The organism is Vibrio panuliri (genome assembly GCF_009938205.1).
GTDB classification, from domain to species: Bacteria; Pseudomonadota; Gammaproteobacteria; order Enterobacterales; family Vibrionaceae; genus Vibrio; species Vibrio panuliri.
Genome location: NZ_AP019654.1, coordinates 2,503,487 through 2,521,844 on the forward strand (window position 1 = coordinate 2,503,487; position 18,358 = coordinate 2,521,844).

General features: G+C 46.2%; 17 protein-coding genes and 1 pseudogene. 8 read left to right on the forward strand and 10 right to left on the reverse strand.

What is annotated here, in order from left to right:
* The first annotated feature begins 11 nt into the window (after nt 1–11).
* Entirely contained in the window at nt 12–821 is an 810-nt protein-coding gene (locus tag GZK95_RS11400; RefSeq protein WP_075713332.1) for a MetQ/NlpA family lipoprotein, read from the forward strand.
* A 67-nt stretch (nt 822–888) separates the two neighbouring features.
* Here GZK95_RS11400 and GZK95_RS11405 read toward each other — a convergent pair whose 3' ends face one another.
* The 3 genes from GZK95_RS11405 to GZK95_RS11415 form a co-directional block, all read right to left on the reverse strand.
* Nucleotides 889–2,475 carry an AbgT family transporter gene (locus GZK95_RS11405; protein WP_075713334.1) on the reverse strand — a complete coding sequence of 529 codons (1,587 nt, stop codon included), beginning with the start codon at nt 2,473–2,475 and terminating at the stop codon, nt 889–891.
* Between the two features lie 213 nt (nt 2,476–2,688).
* Nucleotides 2,689–2,814 carry a type B 50S ribosomal protein L36 gene (gene ykgO / locus GZK95_RS11410; protein ID WP_004744821.1) on the reverse strand — a complete coding sequence of 42 codons (126 nt, stop codon included), beginning with the start codon at nt 2,812–2,814 and terminating at the stop codon, nt 2,689–2,691.
* A complete protein-coding gene (locus GZK95_RS11415; RefSeq protein WP_075713336.1) occupies nt 2,811–3,068 on the reverse strand; it encodes a type B 50S ribosomal protein L31 in 258 nt (85 codons plus the stop codon). The genes ykgO and GZK95_RS11415 overlap by 4 nt, the downstream gene beginning before the upstream one ends.
* Before the next feature lie 145 nt (nt 3,069–3,213).
* Between GZK95_RS11415 and tsaA the strand changes: the two genes are divergently transcribed.
* Both tsaA and GZK95_RS11425 read left to right on the forward strand, forming a co-directional pair.
* Nucleotides 3,214–3,909: a tRNA (N6-threonylcarbamoyladenosine(37)-N6)-methyltransferase TrmO gene (gene tsaA, locus GZK95_RS11420; RefSeq protein ID WP_075706697.1), complete on the forward strand. Its 696-nt coding sequence runs from the start codon at nt 3,214–3,216 to the stop codon at nt 3,907–3,909.
* Between the two features lie 111 nt (nt 3,910–4,020).
* Nucleotides 4,021–5,736 carry a proline--tRNA ligase gene (locus GZK95_RS11425; protein ID WP_075713338.1) on the forward strand — a complete coding sequence of 572 codons (1,716 nt, stop codon included), beginning with the start codon at nt 4,021–4,023 and terminating at the stop codon, nt 5,734–5,736.
* A 540-nt stretch (nt 5,737–6,276) separates the two neighbouring features.
* On the opposite strand, the gene GZK95_RS11430 is transcribed toward GZK95_RS11425, so the two are convergent.
* Both GZK95_RS11430 and lpcA read right to left on the reverse strand, forming a co-directional pair.
* Complete coding sequence (locus GZK95_RS11430; RefSeq protein ID WP_075713340.1) at nt 6,277–7,122, reverse strand: class II glutamine amidotransferase; 846 nt, start codon at nt 7,120–7,122, stop codon at nt 6,277–6,279.
* Nucleotides 7,123–7,206: 84 nt separating this feature from the next.
* On the reverse strand, nt 7,207–7,785 hold the full coding sequence (lpcA, locus tag GZK95_RS11435) for a D-sedoheptulose 7-phosphate isomerase (RefSeq protein WP_075706932.1): 579 nt from the start codon (nt 7,783–7,785) through the stop codon (nt 7,207–7,209).
* A gap of 305 nt (nt 7,786–8,090) precedes the next feature.
* Between lpcA and fadE the strand changes: the two genes are divergently transcribed.
* Nucleotides 8,091–10,538 (forward strand): acyl-CoA dehydrogenase FadE, encoded by a 2,448-nt coding sequence (gene fadE, locus GZK95_RS11440; protein ID WP_075713342.1) that lies wholly within the window; start codon nt 8,091–8,093, stop codon nt 10,536–10,538.
* Nucleotides 10,539–10,603: 65 nt separating this feature from the next.
* Here the strand turns inward: fadE and GZK95_RS11445 are convergent, their stop codons facing one another.
* Nucleotides 10,604–11,857: a TIGR03503 family protein gene (locus GZK95_RS11445; protein ID WP_075706928.1), complete on the reverse strand. Its 1,254-nt coding sequence runs from the start codon at nt 11,855–11,857 to the stop codon at nt 10,604–10,606.
* 8 nt (nt 11,858–11,865) lie between these two features.
* Nucleotides 11,866–12,606, reverse strand: coding sequence for a DNA polymerase III subunit epsilon (gene dnaQ, locus GZK95_RS11450; RefSeq protein ID WP_075713344.1), 741 nt, complete (start codon nt 12,604–12,606; stop codon nt 11,866–11,868).
* Nucleotides 12,607–12,665: 59 nt separating this feature from the next.
* On the opposite strand from dnaQ, the gene rnhA reads away from it, so the two are divergent.
* Nucleotides 12,666–13,130, forward strand: a complete 465-nt coding sequence (gene rnhA, locus GZK95_RS11455) for a ribonuclease HI (protein ID WP_075706924.1) — start codon at nt 12,666–12,668, stop codon at nt 13,128–13,130.
* A 3-nt stretch (nt 13,131–13,133) separates the two neighbouring features.
* On the opposite strand, the gene GZK95_RS11460 is transcribed toward rnhA, so the two are convergent.
* Nucleotides 13,134–13,868 (reverse strand): class I SAM-dependent methyltransferase, encoded by a 735-nt coding sequence (locus tag GZK95_RS11460; RefSeq protein WP_075706922.1) that lies wholly within the window; start codon nt 13,866–13,868, stop codon nt 13,134–13,136.
* Between the two features lie 33 nt (nt 13,869–13,901).
* Between GZK95_RS11460 and gloB the strand changes: the two genes are divergently transcribed.
* The 3 genes and pseudogenes from gloB to GZK95_RS11475 all read left to right on the forward strand — a co-directional run bounded on the left by gloB (nt 13,902) and on the right by GZK95_RS11475 (nt 16,985).
* Entirely contained in the window at nt 13,902–14,660 is a 759-nt protein-coding gene (gene gloB / locus GZK95_RS11465; RefSeq protein ID WP_075706920.1) for a hydroxyacylglutathione hydrolase, read from the forward strand.
* Between the two features lie 232 nt (nt 14,661–14,892).
* Nucleotides 14,893–16,302, forward strand: a pseudogene (locus tag GZK95_RS11470) (LysM peptidoglycan-binding domain-containing protein); the annotation flags it as partial.
* Nucleotides 16,299–16,985 (forward strand): YIP1 family protein, encoded by a 687-nt coding sequence (locus GZK95_RS11475; RefSeq protein ID WP_075713348.1) that lies wholly within the window; start codon nt 16,299–16,301, stop codon nt 16,983–16,985. The pseudogene GZK95_RS11470 and the gene GZK95_RS11475, both read left to right, overlap by 4 nt.
* A gap of 12 nt (nt 16,986–16,997) precedes the next feature.
* Here GZK95_RS11475 and GZK95_RS11480 read toward each other — a convergent pair whose 3' ends face one another.
* Both GZK95_RS11480 and glnB read right to left on the reverse strand, forming a co-directional pair.
* Nucleotides 16,998–17,843 carry an endonuclease/exonuclease/phosphatase family protein gene (locus GZK95_RS11480; protein ID WP_075706914.1) on the reverse strand — a complete coding sequence of 282 codons (846 nt, stop codon included), beginning with the start codon at nt 17,841–17,843 and terminating at the stop codon, nt 16,998–17,000.
* 107 nt (nt 17,844–17,950) lie between these two features.
* Entirely contained in the window at nt 17,951–18,289 is a 339-nt protein-coding gene (gene glnB / locus GZK95_RS11485) for a nitrogen regulatory protein P-II (RefSeq protein ID WP_075706912.1), read from the reverse strand.
* Nucleotides 18,290–18,358 lie beyond the last annotated feature (69 nt).

Consider the following 18,358-nt stretch of genomic DNA (forward strand, 5'->3'; position numbering starts at 1 on the left):
GGAGATGTGTTATGAAATTTGGTTTTAAAAGTTTAATTGCTCTTGTCGCTGTAGCGTCAGCATTGGTTCTTTCTGGCTGCGGTGAAAAGGAAGTCGACAACAGTAAGATCAAAGTTGGTGTAATGGCTGGTGCAGAAGAGCAAGTAGCTGAAGTGGCGGCAAAAGTAGCAAAAGACAAGTTTGGCCTAGAAGTTGAGCTGATTACGTTCTCTGACTACGTCACACCAAATGCGGCACTTGACGATGGTTCAATCGATATCAATGCGTTTCAACACAAACCATACCTAGATCAGCAAATTGTTGACCGCGGTTATAAGCTCGTTATTGCTGGAAACACGTTTGTCTATCCAATTGCTGGTTACTCAAAACAGGTTAAAGCTGTAGATGAAATTGAAGATGGCTCACGCATCGCAGTACCAAACGATCCAACTAACCTAGGTCGCTCGCTACTGTTGCTTGAACAGCAAGGGCTAATCTCTCTACGTGACGGCGTTGGTCTGCTCGCAACCGTACGTGACATCGTTGAAAATCCAAAAAATCTAACGATTGTTGAATTGGATGCTGCGCAACTTCCACGTGCACTTGATGACGTAACTCTCGCAGTAATCAACAACACTTATGCCGCTTCTGTTGACCTGACTCCACAACGTGACGGTATCTTTGTTGAAGATAAAGAGTCTCCATACGTAAACCTAATCGTTGCACGCGAAAACAACGTTAACGCTGAAAATGTTCAGAACTTTGTTAAAGCTTACCAATCTGAGGAAGTGTATTCTGCAGCTTCTGAAATCTTCAACGGTGGCGTAGTTAAAGGCTGGTAATAAGCTGCCCTTAACTGACTTGATAAAAAAAGCTGGCTTTAAGCCAGCTTTTTTTGTTTTCACCAAATTAAGGTGTGTAGTAAGTCGCCGCACCCGGTCCAACTGGCAGTCCTAAGATAAAGACCCAAACATAGAACAACAAACTCCAACCAACGATAAAACAGATAGAGTAAGGCAACATTGTCGCGATTAGCGTACCAATACCAAGGTTCTTCATATAACGAGTGGCAACAGCAAGGATTAAACCAAAGTAGCTCATCATAGGCGTAATAATGTTGGTGGTAGAGTCACCAATACGATAAGCCGCTTGAATCGTCTCTGGTGCATAGCCAACTAACATCAGCATTGGAACAAATATTGGCGCCGTAACTGCCCATTGTGCAGATGCAGAACCAATCATTAGGTTGATGAAACCACACATAAGGATAAAGGCAAAAAACAGCATTGGGCCGGTTAAGCCAATCTCTTGTAAGAAACTTGCCCCTGCAACCGCGAACACCTGCCCAAAGTTAGTCCATTTAAAGAAAGCGACAAATTGCGCGGCAAAAAAGACCAACACGATGTACATGCCCATTGAAGACATTGACTTCGCCATCGCATCAATCACATCGCGATCATTTTTCATCGTGCCAACCACTTTGCCGTAAACAAAGCCCGGAATGGCAAAGAAAACAAAGATAAAAGCAACGATACTCTTAAGGAAAGGTGAGCCAGCTACCGTACCAGCCTCAGAGCGCAGCACACCGTCGGCAGGGACAATTGTCCATGCTAACAAAGCGGACACGACAACCACAGCAACAGCAGCGAGTTTCAATCCTTTCTTCTCAACATCGGTTAACTTACCCATAGAATCTTGGGAAAGGTCTTCTGCCGCCTGTTCATCATTGTATTTGCCGAGTTTCGGCTCAACAATCTTCTCGGTCACTAAAGCACCCGTGATGGCGATAAAGAAGGTAGAGACAAACATGAAGTACCAGTTTACTTCTGGTCCTACCGTATAAGTAGGATCGATCATTTGCGCGGCAGTTTCAGTAATACCAGAAAGAAGCGGGTCAACAGTACCAATCAGCAAGTTTGCCGAATAGCCGCCAGAAACCCCTGCAAAGGCAGCGGCAAGACCGGCCAAAGGATGGCGTCCTAATGAATGAAACAGCATGGCCGCCAGTGGGATCAGTACTACGTAACCTAACTCAGAAGCGGTGTTGGAGATAATACCAGCAAACACAACCGTGACGGTCACCATGCGCTGAGATGCCCCCATAACTAAACCACGCATTGCTGCTGACAGTAGGCCTGAGTGCTCAGCAATTGCGACACCTAACATCGCAACCAACACAGTTCCTAACGGAGCAAAGCCAACAAAGTTTTTCACTAAGTTAGTCACGATCAGTTGTAAGCCATCAGCATTGAGTAGGCTCACAACGTGAATCATACCGTCAGTTGCACGACCTTTCGCACCTTCCGGACGCGGATCCATCACCGACACTTCAAAGTAACCAGCAATACCGGAGGTGACTAAAATAGCTAAACAGAAAATGGCAAATAGTGTGATGGGATGGGGTAACAAGTTCCCCAAATACTCAACCGTATCTAAAAAGCGGGTAAATAAAGTTTTTTTCGGTGAGTCTTGTCTTATTGAATCAGATGAACTCATCTGCTCCCTCCTTGTAGTTATTCCTATGCAAATGTGAACAATTTGTCACAAAGCGGGAACAATCTACTTGAAGGAGGGAATGTAAAACAAATTCAAAATGTAACAAAAGTTAAAATTTGGTAGAATATTTAACCAGCATTTCATCAAAAATCTGGTCTATACATCTACTTAAACCAGTTTAATTTAGTTGAAAAATTCAACACCAGAGCAAGACTACTTTTGCACGGCTTTAAAACGCGGATTGGTTTTACAAATCACATACAGACGTCCACGTCGTTTGACAATCTGGCAATCTGGATGACGGTTTTTGGCGCTTTTTAGTGATTTTACTACTTTCATTTTTGCTCCTTGAATCGACTGTAGCGACGGTTGAAGTTCGATACTCGCCCTTGTTTTTGCAGTACTCGTTGCTTACCGGTATAGAATGGATGCGACTCAGAAGAGACATCTAAAGTGCAGTACGGGTACGTATTGCCATCTTCCCATTCAATCGTTCTGTCGGTTTGCAGCGTTGAGCCAACGATGAAGTACTTATCAACACTGGTGTCATGAAACACCACTTTGCGGTATTCAGGGTGAATTCCCTCTTTCATAGCTTTTCCTAATTGAAATGTTATAACATAACAAATGATAATCATTATCAAATAAAGATCAAGTGTTTTTCTGACGGCATTTTGTCAGCAATAGTCACCTAAGGTTGTGCTATCGTGTAGGCGAAGTTAAGTAAGAGATGATGGCATGTACACCATTGAGCCTATCGGCACCATAGAAAGCCCATACAAAGAGAAATTTGCAGTTCCTCGACAGCCTCGTTTAGTCCCCGCAGCCACGGCAAGAGTAAGGCTGGAAGGCGCAATCAACTGCGCTGAAGCCGTCCGAGGTATTGAGCAGTTCAGTCACGTTTGGCTGCTGTTTTTGTTCGATCAAAACCTTGCTGCAGGCTGGAAGCCGACAGTACGTCCACCCCGTCTAGGAGGAAACGAGCGAATCGGGGTACTGGCAACCCGCTCTACCTTCCGACCTAACGGGATTGGCATGTCTGCGGTAGAACTTAAAGGAGTCAGCCAACAAGGTGACCAATTCTATCTTGAGCTTGGTAGCGTCGATTTGGTGGATGGCACACCAATTGTTGATATAAAGCCTTATATCCCTTATTCAGATGCAATCCACAATGCGACAGGTGGCTATGCAGAAAATGAACCAGAAAAAGCGATCGTGTGCTTTCTTCCTGCGGCAGCCGACCAACTAAGCAAACACCCCAATGGTAAGCAAGTTCGTCAAGTGATTGAGCAAGTCTTAGCCCAAGATCCACGACCTGCATACAAAAAAGGTAAGCCAGATAGTAAAGAATACGCGGTCAATTTGTTCGATTTGAACATTAAATTCACCGTAAACGATAACTTAGTGTCTGTTACTACCATTGAACACTTTTGACAAATCGATTTGGCTGATATTATAAGCGGCTAACAATTTCCCCTACCGGGAACCTTCATACTCTGCCCCTATGAGGCGTGAGTATTTCACTTTAATAAACGGATAAATTTAATGCGTACCAGTAATTATCTTCTTTCTACTCTGAAGGAGACTCCAAACGACGCAGAAGTAGTGAGCCACCAGCTCATGCTACGTGCAGGTATGATCCGTAAGCTGGCTTCAGGTCTTTATACCTGGCTACCTACTGGTCTACGTGTATTGCGTAAAGTCGAAAACATCGTTCGTCAAGAGATCGACAATGCAGGTGCAATCGAAACTTTGATGCCCGTTGTTCAGCCGTTTGAACTATGGGAAGAGACAGGCCGCAGCGAAAAGATGGGTCCTGAACTACTTCGCTTTACTGACCGCCACGTTCGTCCGTTTGTACTAAGCCCAACAGCAGAAGAAGTGATCACTGCGCTTGTGCGTAATGAAGTGAGCTCGTACAAACAACTGCCGATCAACCTGTACCAGATCCAAACTAAGTTCCGTGATGAGCGTCGTCCTCGTTTCGGCGTAATGCGTGCACGTGAATTCTGCATGATGGATGCGTACAGCTTCGACATCGACAAAGCGGGTCTAGAGAAATCTTACCAAGCGATGCATGACGCATACTGTAAAGCGTTCGACCGCATGGGTCTTGAGTACCGTCCAGTACTGGCAGACTCAGGCGCGATCGGTGGTAACGGTTCTCAAGAGTTCCACGTACTAGCGGAAAGTGGTGAAGACCTAATCGCCTTCTCTACTGAGTCTGATTACGCAGCAAACATCGAAAAAGCAGAAGCGGTTGCTCCTGCAGTTGAGCGTGCAGAACCAACGCAAGAAATGACTCTAGTTGACACGCCAAACGCGAAAACTATTGCAGAACTTGTTGAGCAGTTCGAACTACCAATCGAGAAAACGGTTAAGACTCTATTCGTTAAAGCTTCTGATGAAATTGATGCGCCGATCGTTGCACTAATCATCCGTGGTGACCACGAGCTAAACGAAATCAAAGCTGAGAACCTACCAGAAGTTGCCGCTCCTCTTGAGATGGCAACTGAAGAAGAGATGCGTGAGCTAATTGGTGCTGGCGCAGGTTCACTAGGCCCTGTTGGTCTTGAGCTACCGTTTATCGTTGACCGCTCAGTAGCAGTAATGAGCGATTTCGGCGCAGGCGCAAACATCGACGGCAAACACTACTTCGGTATCAACTGGGGTCGTGATGTAGAACTTGGTCAAGTAGCTGACCTACGTAACGTAGTAGAAGGCGATCCAAGCCCATGTGGTCAAGGTACGCTAATGCTTAAACGTGGTATCGAAGTGGGTCACATCTTCCAGCTTGGTAATGTGTACTCTGAATCAATGAACTGTGGTGTTCTCGATTCAAACGGTAAGAACGTTATCCTAGAAATGGGCTGTTACGGTATCGGTGTATCACGTGTTGTTGCTTCTGCCATTGAGCAGAACCATGATAAATACGGCATCATCTGGCCAGACGCACTAGCGCCTTTCCAAGTTGCTATCGTACCGATGAACATGCACAAATCTGAGCGCGTTCAAGAAGCGGCTGAGAAGCTATACGCTGAACTGACTGCAATGGGTATCGAAGTGCTATTCGATGACCGTAAAGAACGCCCAGGCGTTATGTTCTCTGATATGGAACTGATCGGTATCCCTCACACTATCGTGATTGGCGACCGCAGCATGGACGAAGGCAACTTCGAATACAAGAACCGTCGCAGCGGCGAGAAAACGGCTGTCGCGATGGCAGATATCGTTGAGCACCTAAAAGCACAACTTGCTTAATCAGTGTTAAGAGATGCAAAAGGCCGATGGAAACATCGGCCTTTTTTATTGGAAGCGACAAAACATAAACTTGTCATCCCCAAGAGGGAGGGACGACCGAGTTGGGGAGCTCGCTTTCAAAGAACAAAAACAAGATTCCCTACTCGCGCTAACGCGCTCTATGGAATGACAAGCCTAGACGAGATGCGACAAAACATAAACTTGTCATCCCCGAGAGGGAGGGACGACCGAGTTGGGGATCTCGCTTTCAAATAACAAAACAAGATTCCCTACTCGCGCTAACGCGCTCTATGGAATGACAAGCCTAGACGAGGAGCGACAAAACACAAACTTGTCATCCCCAAGAGGGAGGGACGACCGAGTTGGGGATCTCGCTTTCAAAGAACAAAACAAGATTCCCTACTCGCGCTCACGCGCTCTATGGAATGACAAGCCTAGACGAGGTGCGACAAAACACAAACTTGTCATCCCCGAGAGGGAGGTACGACCGAGTTGGGGATCTCGCTTTGAAATAACAAAACAAGATTCCCTACTCGCGCTTTACTCCAAAGGCTCTGTTGGTGCTTGGCTGGCAACCTTTTTCGGTGCAAATGGCACGTCCACCAGCGCCTGTTCATTGCCATCAATCAACTCACCGAAATGAAAAATCCCATACTCACCAGGCTTCATTCGATGCCAAGTTTCGTTGTCTGTTAAGGGCTGAGTCGCAATCACCGAGACAATATCATTTGGGGTCGTTTCTTCTTGGAAGTTGATTTCCACATCTTCATCTATCAAAGAAGCTTTGCCAAAAGGCGCGCGTCGAGTGATCCAATAAAGATGATTGGTGCAATAGGTCATGACGTACTCGCCATCGGAAAGCAACATATTGAATACGCCTTTCTCCCTCAACCCATCACAAATCTCAGCAATAAAACGAAACACACCAACCATATCCTGAGGTGGCTCTGGATAGCGTTGTTCTAACTGCTTTAGCAGCCAACAAAATGCAAGCTCACTGTCTGTTTGACCAACGGGACGAAAACGTCCAGTAACCAGATCTTGGTAATCGGTTAATTGTCCATTATGAGCAAAGGTCCAATAACGTCCCCACAACTCGCGGGTAAAAGGATGGGTATTTTCGAGGTTAACCGCCCCACGATTCGCTTGGCGAATATGACTGATCACCGCAAGGCTCTTAATTGGATAGTTCTGAACCAGTTCGGCAATTTTTGAATCACAGCTTGGGTTAGGATCTTTAAAAGTACGAAAGCCTTTACCTTCATAAAAGGTAATGCCCCAGCCGTCACGGTGTGGCCCTGTGTTGCCACCACGCTGCATCAGACCGGTAAAACTGAAACAGATATCAGTTGGTACATTGGCGCTCATTCCGAGCAATTCACACATGGCTTATCTCACTCCCTCTCTTGCCATTTACAGCGACTTTTATGCAGTCGCTGTAAACCTAAACCGTGTGGTTTGGAATGAAGATTACTTCTCCATTTCCTTCTCGATCAGTTGAATCACAATGTGAATGATCTTGATGTGGATCTCTTGAATACGATCGGCATAGCCAAAGTGTGGAACACGAATTTCAATATCCGCGCAACCAGCCATCTTGCCACCATCTTTACCCGTTAGAGCGATGGTTTTCATGCCTTTTGCTTTCGCAGCATCAATCGCATTTAGGATATTGCCAGAATTGCCTGATGTAGATAGACCAAACAGAACATCACCTTTCGCGCCTACCGCTTCTACATAACGAGAAAAGACAAAATCGTACCCAAAGTCGTTACTCACGCAAGATAGATGGCTTGGATCTGAAATAGCGATGCCTGGGTAACCAGGACGGTTTTCACGGTAACGACCAGTCAGTTCTTCAGCAAAATGCATTGCGTCACAGTGAGAACCACCGTTACCGCAAGATAAAACTTTTCCGCCTTGTTTGAATGAATCCGCAATCAACTTCGCCGCCGCTTCAATTTGGGCGATATTGTGGTCATCACTTAAGAACTTGTTCAGCACGTCAGCAGCTTCTGTTAGCTCGCTTTTAATCAAATCCTGGTACATAAGCACTCTCTTGAATTCTATTTTGATTGGAGGGCAGTCACACCCATTAACTTATCTGAGTTTACTTGAACCAGTGCAACTGTCGATAGTTAGCAAGCAAGATTTCAATGATTCTTGACCTTTCACGTATACAAAATCGCCATCACCGCCCATTTATAGAATCTTTACTCTACATAGATCACTTTTTAGACAAATATTGGTTTTACATTTTATTAATATCTCGATTACAATTTAACTGGTTAGACCACTTATTCAAATACAGACGTACAAGTAATACCAACAAAGTCTGCAAAAGGAACCTCTATATGGATATCTTGCTCTCTATTCTTGGCTTTGCCGTTATCCTCGGTATTTGCCTCTATCACCGAACCTCTCTTGTCGTGACGATTGGCGCTTTGACAGCAACCATGATCACGTTAACGGCATTGGGTAACGCGGGCTCTATTGCCTGGGTTCTCTATCTGGCTGCGCTTGCCGTGTTGGCAATCCCATCGATTCGCCAATCGCTGATTAGTCGCAAAGCGCTGACTCTGTTTCGTAAAGTGTTACCAGCCATGTCCCAAACCGAAAAAGAGGCACTGGATGCAGGTACGGTGTGGTGGGAAGCAGAATTGTTTAAAGGCAAACCCGATTGGGATAAGTTACATGCCATCAAAGCGCCCAAGTTGAGTGCTGAAGAACAAGCTTTTCTTGATGGCCCAGTTGAAGAAGTCTGTGCCATGGTCTCTGACTATCAAGTGACCCACGAATTGGCCGATCTTCCGCCACAAGTCTGGCAATATTTAAAAGATCATAAGTTCTTCGCCATGATCATTAAAAAGCAATATGGTGGTCTTGAGTTCTCCGCCTATGCACAATCATTAGTCCTTCAAAAATTGACTGGCGTTTCTGGTGTGCTTTCTTCGACGGTCGGCGTTCCTAACTCACTTGGACCGGGAGAATTACTGCAACATTACGGTACCCAAGCGCAAAAAGAGTACTACTTACCGCGTCTTGCCCAAGGTAAAGAGATCCCATGTTTCGCTTTAACCAGCCCTGAAGCAGGGTCAGATGCAGGCGCAATCCCTGATTACGGTGTGGTTTGCTACGGCGACTGGCAAGGCGAAAAAGTACTCGGTATGCGCTTAACATGGAATAAACGCTACATTACTCTGGCCCCTGTCGCGACTGTTCTTGGGCTGGCATTTAAGTTGCGAGACCCCGATGGTTTGCTTGGTGAGAAAAAAGATCTTGGCATTACTTGTGCGCTGATCCCTACTCACTTAAAAGGGGTTGAAATTGGCAATCGCCACTTCCCACTCAATGTCCCTTTCCAAAACGGTCCAACCCGAGCTAACGATCTTTTTGTCCCGATCGATTACATCATTGGTGGCGAAAAGATGGCAGGACAAGGCTGGCGCATGTTGGTTGAGTGCCTTTCAGTAGGGCGTGGTATTACGCTACCTTCCAACTCAACTGGTGGCATCAAAACCGCCGCACTTGCAACTGGTGCCTATGCCCGAATCCGTCGTCAGTTCAAGCAGCCGATTGGTCATATGGAAGGGGTAGAAGAACCGTTAGCTCGCCTTGCTGGCAATGCCTATGTCATGGATGCAGCCAGCGAGTTGACCGTTGCTGGCATCGACTTAGGAGAAAAACCTTCCGTTATCTCTGCCATTGTGAAGTACCACTGTACCCACCGCGGTCAACGCAGCATCATTGATGCAATGGACATTGTCGGCGGTAAAGGTATTTGCCTTGGCCCATCTAACTTTTTGGCCCGCGGCTACCAAGGCGCCCCTATTGCCGTCACAGTGGAAGGCGCCAACATTTTAACTCGCTCGATGATCATCTTTGGTCAAGGTGCGATTCGCTGTCATCCGTATGTATTGAGTGAGATGGAAGCTGCGTACTCTGATCACAGTGATGCTCTAACCCAGTTTGATGCCGCGCTCGCGGGTCATGTAAGCTTTACCATTAGTAACCTAGTACGCAGCTTCTGGCTAGGCCTTACTGATGGCCGTTTCTCTGCTTCGCCCGTCAAAGACCAAACTCAACGCTACTATCAGCAGTTGAATCGCTACAGCGCGAATATCGCTCTGCTTGCCGATATCTCAATGGCAGTCTTAGGTGGCTCACTAAAACGCAAAGAACGCCTCTCCGCTCGTTTAGGTGATGTACTGAGCCAACTCTATCTCAGCTCAGCAACACTCAAACGTTTCGATATTGAAGGTCGCAACGAGCAAGATCTACCTTTGGTTCATTGGGGGATGCAAGACAGCTTGTACCAAACCGAACGAGCCATTGAAGGTTTGCTGGCTAACTTCCCAAATAAAACGGTGGCAGCACTACTTAAGTTTATCGTCATGCCACTTGGTCGCGCACGCAAAGCGCCAAGTGATAAACTGGATAGCCAAGTCGCACAACTGCTGCAAACACCCAGTGACACTCGTTCTCGACTAGGTCGAAATCAGTACCTGACTGCCAGTGAGTACAACCCCGCCGGACGCATTGAGCAGGCTCTGCATATCATTCTTAAAGCAGAACCACTGTTTGATAAAGTGTGTCAAGCCCAAGGCAAACGTAAGCCATTCTTGATGCTCGATAAAATTGCCCAGCAAGGATTAGAGTTAGGTGTTCTTGAACAACAAGAGGCTCAACTGCTTATCGAAGCGGAGCAACAACGCTTGTATGTGATCAATGTTGATGATTTTGACCCACAAGAACTGGCGGCAAAACCTTTGCAGCCACTGGCGATGGGTGAAGTCGCGTAAGTCGTGCTAAATAACAACAAAGGGCTGCAATGCAGCCCTTTTTACTGACCATCAAGGTCGTTCCATTACTTCTTTGGCATTTCCAATTGCATCTCAGGAATCGCCGCGCGTTTGGCTTTGAGTTTGCGCATCACAAACCAAATCACCAAGCCCAAAATCACCACCACCACATTACCAATCGCGATGATTAACATGCTCTTCTTACGCTGTGCTTCTCGCGCTTCAGCAATGCGTTTCTCGGCCAGCAACTTAGCTTGCTTTTCTCGCTCTTGCTCTTGCAAGCGGCGGGTTTCTGCCAAGTCGATATCTTTCACTACGCTATAAGTATGCTCGCTTAACGGGAACATCAACTCACGACCGGAACCGAGTTCCGTGGCGTATGCTTCACCTTGCCACGAGTACTCACCGATCACACCCGAGTATGGAATAGCCAGTTCAACGTTCATCGACTCAGCGGATGCCGCAGCACCTTCCACTGCAATGGTTACCCCTTGCGCATCAGTATGTTCAATATGAGCGGCTAAACTGCCCGGCTCAATCATGCCTTGCTCACCGGTAAATATCACTTGATGTGATTGCTGTTCCTGGCGAGATTGAATAAACGTAAGTGTGATTGGGTTAGGATACACTAATACCTCTTGCTCTTGAGCACGCAAAAACACCCCATTACCAGATGTGATCCGCACTCGATATTTGCCCGGCGCAGGGGTAATAGGCAACTTCACCGTAAACACCCCATCGCCCGCTTTTTCGTCCAAGTCGATACCGTCATCGGCAAACTCACCAATTTCAATCGGCACCGGACGCGCCTCTTTGATCAGCGACTCTTCATTTTCGACAAACTTGGTAAAGGTCACTTTAAGTTTTACACGGTCAAGAAAGTCGCGCAGTAACAGAGGTTTATCATCAGACGTTAAACGAGCGGTGAACTTAATCTGCTCATCTTGGAAAAGTCGCTCAGGCAAGACGTCAGAAGAGAGCTTGAGATGTGAAATAAGCTTAATCTTATTTTTAGGCGTCACTTTACCCACCGCTTGCCAAGGACCTGGCATAGGTTTTTCAATCGAGATAATGTCCATCGCTGATTCTTGATACCAACGAACATTATCTGGATGACGATGTGAGTAATATTTGCGCCCGTCTGGGCGCACCAGTACCACAGGCACTGAGTTTTCTGCGCGATAAATGACAAAAGTGATCTGTTCGATACTCGGATCGACACGGAAACGGTTGTCGAGCAAAGACATTGAGGCACTCTGCGTTGCAAAACAGAGAGAACTAACTAACAGCCCTAACAGGGCGAATCCAATCCTCAACATCTTTTCTCCTATTGACGCCAAAGGCAACTACCGTTTTTTTCAACGATATCTAATCGACTATTGTGTGCCTCTATTTCATCGGCGGTTGCACGCAAAACCTTTAGCGATTTTCGCTCGCCGGAAACACGTTTTATCGACTCGCCTCCCACTCCTTCACTATTGCTACCCGTATTAAACTGCAGTGATGTTTGCCCACCTGTCATCAGGAGGTAGACGTCAGCTAGAATCTCCGCATCGAGCAATGCCCCGTGGAGAGTACGGTGTGAGTTATCGATACCATAGCGATCACACAATACATCAAGGTTGTTACGCTTGCCTGGGAAGATTTTCTTCGCCATCGCCAGGGTATCAGTCACCTTACAGTACTGTTCGGTTTTACCTATTTGAGGATCGAGCTTATCAAACTCATAGTCCATAAAACCGACGTCGAAGGGCGCGTTGTGCGCCACCAGCTCAGCACCCTTGATAAAGTCGAGAAACTCTTGGTGAACTTCACTATATTGCGGCTTATCACGCAAAAACTCATCGGTGATACCGTGAACGCCAATCGCTTCAGACTGGATCTCACGATCTGGCTTAATGTAGACGTGAAAATGTCGCCCCGTCAGTTTGCGGTTGATGATCTCTACCGCACCGATTTCGACAATGCGATGGCCAAGGTAGTGTGGACCACCCTCTTGGTTCATACCCGTGGTTTCGGTATCGAGTACCACGATACGATGCTGATTGGAATTGATGCTGGTATTCATTACAAACTATATGTGTCAGACTATGAGTAATTATGTGCAAGCTCTTATAGTATCAAATCATGACGAAACAAGTGGAAATTTTCACAGATGGTTCTTGCTTAGGCAATCCGGGGCCTGGCGGCTACGGCATCGTTCTTCGCTACAAACAAAATGAAAAGACCTTAGCAAAAGGATTTACCCTTACCACCAACAACCGCATGGAAATGATGGCAACTATCGTCGCGCTCAAAGCTTTAAAAGAGCCTTGTAATGTCATTCTTACCACCGACAGCCAATACGTTCGTCAAGGTATTACGCAGTGGATTCACAATTGGAAAAAACGCGGTTGGAAAACGGCAGATAAAAAGCCAGTTAAAAATGCTGATCTTTGGCAAGCATTAGACAAGGAAACAGAACGCCACCAAATTGATTGGCGTTGGGTCAAAGGTCATGCTGGTCACCGTGAAAACGAAATGTGTGATGAACTGGCGCGCGCAGCCGCAGAAAACCCTACCGATGAAGATGTCGGTTATATTCCCAACTAACCACTACTTTGAGTTGGAAGATACTTTGTAATTGACGCCAATCGGCGTCAATTTTCGTTTTAGCTTCCAATGCGGTTTGATCGGTTTAAGTGGATAAGTGCGTTTGCGTGCCACTATGTAATACAAGCTTCCAAACGGGGCTGCCCAATCGCCCATGCTGTTTTCAAGCCATGTCCACATCGTTCGATAACGCTGCATTGGAAACAGACCATAACGGTCACACTCCACCACTTGGTAGTTTAAAATACCTAGCCAATCTTTGACTCGACTTGGGGTAAACATCCGCCCACTCCAAGGCAAATTGTTTTTTCGCCACGGCATTAAGCTGGCGAGCCCGGTCAAACTGACTGGGTTAAATCCAGTGATGATAAGATAACCATCATCCATCATTACCCGATCAACTTCCCGTAACATGCGATGTGGGTCATTGCAGTAATCCAGTTGATGCGCAAGAATGACCACATCAAAGCTTTTTTCCAAAAAGGGCAAATCGTAGCCATCTGCAATCACATTATGCAAAGGATTGTGGATATCTAGATTAACTTGATGTTGAATATTACAGTTACAGCTAGCTAGCTCGCAGCTTAAGCCGCCCAGTTTTAGCATATGGTAACCAAATAACTTTGGGCACCACTCATCTAACCGAGTTTGGATAGATTCGTTAACCCATTGACCATTTTTTAATTGCGCCCAAGAATGGGGCTGCTGAAGCTTTTTTTCACTGCGTGCTGGTTTCATAGCTAGCTCACTTTGATGAATGGAGACCCAACCATGTTAGATATCAAAAGCATACCTGCATTTAACGACAATTACATCTGGCTGATCGAAAATAGCGATCGCCGTTGTGCTGTCGTCGACCCAGGCGATGCCGCCCCAGTGTTGGACTATCTCCAAAAACACGAGTTAACTTTAGACGCTATTTTGATTACGCATCACCATAATGATCACATCGGTGGCATTCCGGAACTTGTGCGTCAGTTTCCCAACATTGATGTGGTAGGGCCGGCCGATGAACCGGTGCCAACGCTGACACACGCGGTCAGTGCAGGCGATCAAATTAATCTGTTTGATGAAGTATTTATGGTGATTGGCTTAGAAGGACACACGCTCGGTCATATTGGCTATGTGGGTGATGGCAAGTTATTCTGTGGTGACACGCTATTCTCTGCCGGTTGTGGTCGCGTTTTTGAAGGTACGATGGAGCAGATGTTTCTCTCACTGCAAAAACTGGTCTCTTTACCAGAGGAAACCGAAGTTTTCGCTGCCCACGAGTATACAGCCAGTAACATCGCTTTTGCCCTTGCAGTCGAGCCGGACAATGCGCAGTTGCAAAACTACCGTGATGAAGTCAATCGTCTACGAGCACAAAATAAGCCCACTCTACCGACCACTATTCGTCGCGAAAAATGGGTCAATCCATTTTTGCGCACAGATGAGCCCAGTGTCATAAAGTCAGTAAGCAACCGCACCTCACAAATTGATCCGATCTCAATTTTTACAGCATTACGTGAGTGGAAGAACGAATTTTAACGTTTTCTTGCTTGTCATCTAACCAAAGTCGCAAGTATTATCAGCAGCCATTTTTTAAAAGGGCTGTTTCATGCGATTTAAATACCGCTGGGTGGTGGCGCTGCTTTTAGCCGGCTGCCAAACGACCCAGCCTACTACTGAAAAATCTGATGTTCAGACAACTTCAGACAAAAGTTCTACTGTTACAGTAGCTCCAGCATCATCGGTGACTACACCTGTAGAACCTGACGTAGTTGCAGCTCCAGTCGTCACACCTCAATCGCAACAAGATGTGTGGAAACGCATTGCGATGCAATTGGAAATGCCAATTCCGAACCACAAAAAAGTGGACTACTACCGCACTTGGTACTTAAAGCATCCTGGCCATCTAAAAACCGTCTCTCAGCGCGCTGAGCCGTTCCTCTACTTAATTACTGAGAAGATCGAACAACGTGGTTTGCCAATGGAGCTAGCCCTTCTCCCTGTGGTAGAGAGTTCATTCGATGCATTCGCATACTCACATGGTAGTGCCGCCGGTTTATGGCAGTTCGTGCCATCAACAGGCAAGATGTACGGTCTTGAGCAGAATTTCTGGTATGACGGTCGCCGAGATGTACCGGCCGCAACTGACGCCGCTCTCGATTTCCTCACCGACTTAAATCAGCGCTTTGATGGCAACTGGTCACATGCCATCGCTGCCTACAACAGTGGTGGTGGTCGCGTCTCTAGCGCGATTCGTAAAAACAAAAAACTCGGCAAACCAATCGACTTCTTCTCGCTGGATTTACCGAAAGAAACCAGCAGTTATGTACCAAAGCTTCTAGCGCTCGCCGATATTATTGCCAACCAAGAGAAGTATGGCATAGACATACCTGCGATTAAAAACCAACCTGTGGTTGAAGTGGTGCAACCAAACGAGCAGTTAGATCTCGCCATTGCCGCCAACTACGCGGGCATTTCGGTACGCGAGCTGCAAAGCCTTAATCCTGCCTACAACCAATGGGCGACATCACCAGATAAAAACAACCAACTACTTTTACCTGTAGATTCAGTTAAAAAGTTCAAAACAGAACTTACCGCTAATCGCGGAAAAGGAATGAAAGTAGTTCGTTATAAAGTTAAATCTGGCGACACAGTAAGTGTATTAGCGCGTAAGTACAACACTACAACGAAAGTCATCCGTAGTGCCAACAACATGTCCAATAACACAATTCGTGTTGGGCAACATTTGCTGATCCCTGTATCAACTAAAGACGACAAAGCCTATACCCTAAGTGCTTCAAATCGACTGGCAAAAACCCAGTCTACCGCGCGTGGCAAGTACAAGCTCACTCACACAGTTGCTAAAGGTGATAGCTTATGGAGTATTGCTAAAGCCAATAAGGTTTCCCATCAATCCTTAGCAAAATGGAACGGTATGGGACCTCGCGACACATTACGTGTTGGGCAAAAACTGGTGGTATGGAAAAACAGCGCTGATGGTGCAATCATTCGTACTGTGTTCTACAGTGTACGCAATGGAGACACAGTCAGTGGCATTGCCAGCAAGTTTAAGGTTAAGAGCCAAGATGTGGTGAAATGGAACAACTTGCAAAAGAAAAAATATCTGCAACCAGGACAAAAGCTCAAGCTCTACGTAGATGTCACTAAGGTAAGTGTATGACACCATCTAGCAACCCTTTGACCATGCTTGTCGATATCTTCCGCTCGCCGAGTGCGTGCTTTTTAGCGCTGCACCAACGAGGAATGTGGGGTTGGCAGCCGTTTATTGTCTTGCTTATCTCCCCATTTTTCTTTTGGGGTGCCTATTTCGATATGGTGAATTTTGTCTGGTTAAAGCAAGCTCTGCTGCCGCAACTTGAACAAGTTAGCCCAGATCGAGTGGCCTTATTGGATGCCAATACATTGATGGCGACTGAGATTATCTTGGATATTTTTGGTCGTTTCACCACCATTGCCCTGCTCGCATTTTGGTTTTATTTCGCCACTAAACCTAGCCAACATCTACATGGCTATTGGCAGTGGTTTGCTGCCAGTTGCGTGATTATCTTTCCAGCTGTATTGGGTGATCTTGCTAGTTATGTCAGCGCATTGCTTAAGCATGGACAAGTCATGAGTTACGCCGCCGATCTCAATAGCCTCAACGGGCTTCTTAAGCTACCAATGACTCATCACTGGTTTGAGTTCGCCAATGCCCTGCCGTTGTTACTCCCTTGGTATATTGCTCTGGGCTATGCAGCAGTTGGCACTTGGACGGAATTTGAGCGCGGCCAAGCACTGGTGATTTCAGCATTACCTTGGGGCGGTTATTTTATCGCTTGGGCGCTCTATTTACTGATTTTCTAATGCAAAGTCAGTCTACGGCAAACGGAAATAGACCTCTAACGGGTTATGATCAGAGGCATCAGAGATTGGTGCCTTTGCTTTTTCTAGCACTAAGCCTCGATAAAACAGATGATCTAAAGGCAAGCCATTAATAAACAGCTTGCGATGATCTGGATGAAATACCGCAGCTTTTACATTCAATTTGTTCAACAAACCTTTCATAACCGCAAGTCGCTCTTCACTCCAACTGTTAAAGTCCCCAGCAATAATTAATGGACCAGAATGCTTCGCTAAAGCACGCGTCAATGCCGCTAACTGATGCTGGTACTCCTCTGTGCCCAGAGTAAAGTTAACCGCATGAATGTTCACAACGGCCAATGTTTCTCCATTCGACATCGGATAGGTCGCGTAAAGAGCTGACTTAGGTAACATCAGCCATGGCTCCATTTCGGTATAGGCACAAGCTTTTTTCGGCAGTTGGTGAGCAAGGTTCAACACGCCAGCCGAGGTATCGAAAGCTTTAAACGCATCGACCAAATTACCACTCCATTTACCTTGGTCTATCCAGCGACGTAACTGAGGTGTCATGCTTGCTTCTTGCAGCAGTAGCAACTGCTTATCTTGCGAAAGAGCCGCTAATGCAGCCTGCCACTGGGGACGATTTTGCTTGTAGATATTCCATACAAGAATATTAAGCCGCCCATCGTTATCAATCGCGATGGGGTTAGGATTGTTGTAACAAGCTAATTTGGGTGAAACGACATTGGAAGAGAGTGTCGAAACCTGTGCGCGTTGAGGTAGGGTAAACACAACCTGATAGGCGATAAAGCCAAGGGCAATCACGACAAGAGGGAGAGAAAGGAGAACTTTTTTTTTCATGGCTCGGATGTCACTTATAGGGTCAACTCAAACTGTATATCCATATTGAGCGCAGCATCCTACTGAAGCAAAAACAGCAAAAGAGCCTTGCGGCTCTTTTGTCGAGATTAGATAGCGTCTTCGTCTTCTTCGCCAGTACGGATACGAACAACACGTTCAATGTCAGTGATGAAAATTTTACCATCACCAATTTTACCAGTTTGCGCGGTTTCAATGATGGTATCAACACATTGATCAGCCACTTCTGAAGTCACCACGATTTCTAGTTTTACCTTAGGTAGGAAATCAACCATGTACTCAGCGCCACGATAAAGCTCGGTATGGCCTTTTTGACGACCAAAACCTTTTACCTCAGAAACCGTCATACCTGTAATGCCAACTTCTGCTAACGCTTCACGCACATCGTCCAATTTAAAAGGCTTAATAATCGCCTCAATTTTTTTCATGTTCATCCCTTAAACTTACGTTGTTTAGCGCATTATCCCAAAAAGACACGCTAATAAAAAGCCCAAGCA